Genomic DNA, 4145 nt, shown 5'->3' on the forward strand with positions numbered 1-4145 from the left:
TCACGCGATGCAGGATCGATACCTTGCCCGCCAGCGGCAAGCGATACTTCGCGATCTGACCGATCCCGATGTTCCGGTATTCCGGCCTTGGTTTTTTTACGGCTTCTGCCATGCTAGACCCCAACTTGTTAACACACTAATCCGCGATTTTAGCGCCTTTTTATATCGCGCTGCAGCGAGAAGTCCTCTAAAAGACCGTTGCTCCATGCGCGAGAATGGGCCTGCTAACGTGCGTGTTCCGCGAGCACTCAGCCAGTGCTCGCGGCCCGTTCTTCACTCGATCAACTCAAGTCGTTCTGGTAAAAATAGCCGGTCGTGACGTACCATCCGCGACGCACTTCGACAGGCCGGTCGCCATAGGTATAGGACACGCGCTCGACCGATAACAGCGGAAATCCCTGCGCCACATCGAGGAACTGCGCGACGGTTTCATCGGCGGCGACGGCGCGGATCTTCTCGGTCGCGCGGATCATGCGCGTGCCAAACTCCGTCTCGAACATCGCGTAGAGCGGACCCTTGTACTCGGCGAGACGCTCGGCCGTGAGTCCGCGAAACACCGCGCCCGGCAGCCAGATTTCGTCGAACACGGTCGTCACGCCATCGAACTGCAACAAGCGCTTGATAAGAACGACGGGGTCGGCAGGCTTCAAATCCAGTTGGCGCGCGATCTCCGCCGGCGCGCGCAGGCGCCTGCATTCGAGCAGACGGCTTACGTGAGGATGGACGTCGCCATCGTCGGGCAGAAGGCGCAGGAAGCGGAACTGCACGCGGTCTTCGTTGTGCGTCGCAACGAACGTGCCTTTGCCCTGACGTCGAACGAGAAGATTGTCGGCGGCGAGTTCATCGATCGCCTTGCGGACGGTGCCCTGGCTCACCTTGTAGCGCGCGGCCAGCTCGACCTCGCTCGGGATGATTTCGCCAGGCTTCCATTCGCCGGACTCGAGTCCTTGCGTGATGAGCGCCTTGATTTGCTGATACAGCGGGCTGAACGTCGGCGACGGCGTGCTCGCGGCCTCAGCCGCCGGTGCAGTGCCGTTGGGGGTCGTCGTGCTCGCCGGGTTGGAATTCATGCCGCGCATTTCAACACAAGGCCCGCCGTGCGTCCAGACTTTTCCCGAAGATTCCTATGTCTTATATAAGACATAAGATAGTGTTGACTTTACCTCGGACGGCTCCTACACTCCTTGTCGAGCAAGGGTTTGCGGGTCGTTGCGAAAGCACGGGAACCGCCGCTCAGCGCGTTTTATCATGGCCCTTTTCGCCTCGAGTACGCTCTGAACACGGCATCCGGCGCAGCGTGCAACATACCGCCAGGCACGCCCTTTCGCTTTCGCCTCACGCCGATCGGCCACTCGATTCGCGCGCCGCTGCCTGCCCCTCGCCTCGCAACGTCAAGCGCCGTCTCGTATGGGCGCGTTGCCGTCAGACCCAAGCGAAATCACCGCGTCCTTCCAGAACACTCCGCACGCCTCTCGCTCGAAGAGAAGGATTCATGGCATGACGGTCAAGCCGCAACGCCGATGCACGGCACGGGCGCGAACGCTCGGTCGAGCTTCGAAGCGTTTGGGCACGGCATGGCCGGCATGTCTTCATCAACGCTTTGCGTAACGCGCATAAAATGGCGTTTTTCCCTAGCGTTCCACGCACCGTCCAGGAGAGTTCTCAATGGCTAAGTCCGCAAAGCGCGTTGCCGTAACCGGCGCCGCAGGTCAAATCGGCTACTCGCTGCTGTTCCGCATCGCCAATGGCGATCTGCTCGGCAAAGACCAGCCCGTGATTCTTCAGTTGCTCGATCTGCCGCAAGCGCAAGCCGCCGTGAAGGGCGTCGTGATGGAGCTGGAAGATTGCGCATTCCCGCTGCTCGCGGGCGTGGTCGTCACGGACGACCCCAAGGTCGCGTTCAAGGACGCCGACGTCGCGTTGCTGGTCGGTGCACGTCCGCGTTCGAAGGGCATGGAGCGCAAGGACCTGCTGTCGGCGAACGCCGAGATCTTCACGGTTCAGGGCAAGGCGCTGAACGATGTCGCGAGCCGCGACGTGAAGGTGCTGGTCGTCGGCAACCCGGCGAACACGAACGCTTACATCGCGATGAAGTCGGCGCCGGATCTGCCGAAGAAGAACTTCACCGCCATGCTGCGTCTGGACCACAACCGCGCGCTGTCGCAACTGGCGGCCAAGTCGGGCAAGCCGGTCGCGTCGATCGAAAAGCTCGCCGTGTGGGGCAACCACTCGCCGACGATGTACCCGGACTTCCGTTTCGCAACGGCGGAAGGCGAGAGCCTGACGAAGCTCATCAACGACGACGAGTGGAACCGTAACACGTTCATCCCGACCGTCGGCAAGCGCGGCGCGGCGATTATCGAAGCGCGCGGCCTGTCGTCGGCGGCATCGGCGGCGAATGCTGCGATCGATCACGTGCGTGACTGGGTGCTCGGCACGAACGGCAAGTGGGTCACGATGGGCATTCCGTCGGACGGCTCGTACGGCATTCCGGAAGACATCATCTACGGCGTGCCCGTCACGTGCGAAAACGGCGAGTACAAGCGCGTCGAAGGCCTCGAAATCGACGCGTTCTCGCGCGAGAAGATGGACGGCACGCTGAACGAGCTGCTCGAAGAGCGCGACGGCGTTTCGCATCTGCTGGGCAAGTAAGTACGTCGTTCAAGGGGGAGTCTGCAAAGGCTTCCCGTCTGCGCGAACGCTACGCGGCGTTCGTGCATGATTCGAACGCGCTTGAAAAACATCGAGCGTGTTCGAATCATCGAGCAAGATGGAATTTCCCAACTTCCAATCGGACCCGACGCCGACGATGCCTGCTCTCACTCCCGCCGAAGTGCTGTTTGACGGCGAAGCGCAACCCGCCGTGCTTCCGACCTGTGATCATTACGCCGGCAGCGAGAAGCTGATCCGCAAATCCCTGGCGCTGCAGGCGCAACTCGGTCCGATGTTCGACATCACGCTCGATTGCGAAGACGGGGCGCAAGTCGGTCACGAGGCCGAACATGCGGAAATGGTTGCGTCGTTCGTCGGTGGCGAGGACGACCGCTTCGGGCGCGTGGGCGTGCGCATCCACGACTTCGATCATCGTGCGTGGCGCGACGACGTTCGCATCATCCTGCGTCGCGCGAAGAAAGCGCCCGCGTTCATCATGCTGCCGAAGATCCGCAGCGCCGCCGATGCCACCGAAATGGTCGCGTTCATCGAAGCAACGCGACGCGAGTTCGGCATCGAGCAACCGATTCCCTGCCATCTGCTGATCGAGACGCACGGCGCGCTCGCGCAAGCGTTCGAACTGGCCGCGCTGCCGGGCGTCGAATCGCTGAGCTTCGGCCTGATGGACTTCGTCTCGGCGCACAACGGCGCCATTCCCGATACCGCGATGCGCTCGCCCGGCCAGTTCGATCATCCGCTCGTGCGGCGCGCGAAGCTGGAGATCGCGGCCGCGTGTCACGCGCACGGAAAGGTGCCGTCGCACAACGTATCGACGGAAGTGCGCGACATGAGCGTCGTCGCGAACGATGCGGCACGCGCGCGCAACGCGTTCGGCTATACGCGCATGTGGAGCATCCATCCGGATCAGATCAGGCCGATCGTCGAGGCCTTCTCGCCGCGCGCCGATGAAATCGCGCTCGCGGCGCAGATTCTGCTTGCGGCACAGCGCGCACAGTGGGGCCCGACGCGGCATGGCGATACGCTGCACGATCGCGCGAGTTATCGCTATTACTGGTCCGTGCTGCGCCGCGCGCACGCGACCGGCCAGACGCTGCCCGACGAATGCGCGCCGTTTTTCAAATCATCATCTCGACAAGACAAATAACGCCGCATCGCGAGCGTGCAAAGGAGACTAGAGACAATGACCGATCAGGCATCGACCGAAGCACCCGCAACCGGCGCATTCAAGCCGAAGAAATCCGTCGCGCTGTCGGGCGTGACGGCGGGCAACACCGCGCTGTGCACCGTCGGCAAGACGGGCAACGACTTGCACTATCGCGGCTACGACATTCTCGATGTCGCGACGACGTCCGAGTTCGAAGAGATCGCGCATTTGCTCGTGCACGGCAAGCTGCCGAACGCCGCCGAACTGAAGGCATACAAGACGAAGCTGAAGGCGTTGCGCGGCCTGCCCGCGAATCTCAAAGCCGCGC

At 62.3% G+C, this 4145-nt stretch carries 4 protein-coding genes; 3 read left to right on the plus strand and 1 reads right to left on the minus strand.

Annotated elements, in window-relative coordinates:
- Positions 1 to 281: 281 nt before the first annotated feature.
- Positions 282 to 1079: a GntR family transcriptional regulator gene (locus QCE58_RS28975; protein WP_033536962.1), complete on the minus strand. Its 798-nt coding sequence runs from the start codon at positions 1077 to 1079 to the stop codon at positions 282 to 284.
- Between the two features lie 586 nt (positions 1080 to 1665).
- On the opposite strand from QCE58_RS28975, the gene QCE58_RS28980 reads away from it, so the two are divergent.
- From QCE58_RS28980 to QCE58_RS28990, 3 genes are all read left to right on the plus strand, one after another.
- On the plus strand, positions 1666 to 2652 hold the full coding sequence (locus tag QCE58_RS28980) for a malate dehydrogenase (RefSeq protein ID WP_008354061.1): 987 nt from the start codon (positions 1666 to 1668) through the stop codon (positions 2650 to 2652).
- Between the two features lie 157 nt (positions 2653 to 2809).
- Positions 2810 to 3817: a CoA ester lyase gene (locus QCE58_RS28985; RefSeq protein ID WP_250521495.1), complete on the plus strand. Its 1008-nt coding sequence runs from the start codon at positions 2810 to 2812 to the stop codon at positions 3815 to 3817.
- Positions 3818 to 3853: 36 nt separating this feature from the next.
- Positions 3854 to 4145, plus strand: a 292-nt coding sequence (locus QCE58_RS28990; protein ID WP_309780517.1) for a citrate/2-methylcitrate synthase, incomplete at its 3' end; no start/stop codon positions are given.

Source organism: Caballeronia sp. LZ028 (assembly GCF_031451415.1).
Lineage (GTDB): Bacteria > Pseudomonadota > Gammaproteobacteria > Burkholderiales > Burkholderiaceae > Caballeronia > Caballeronia zhejiangensis.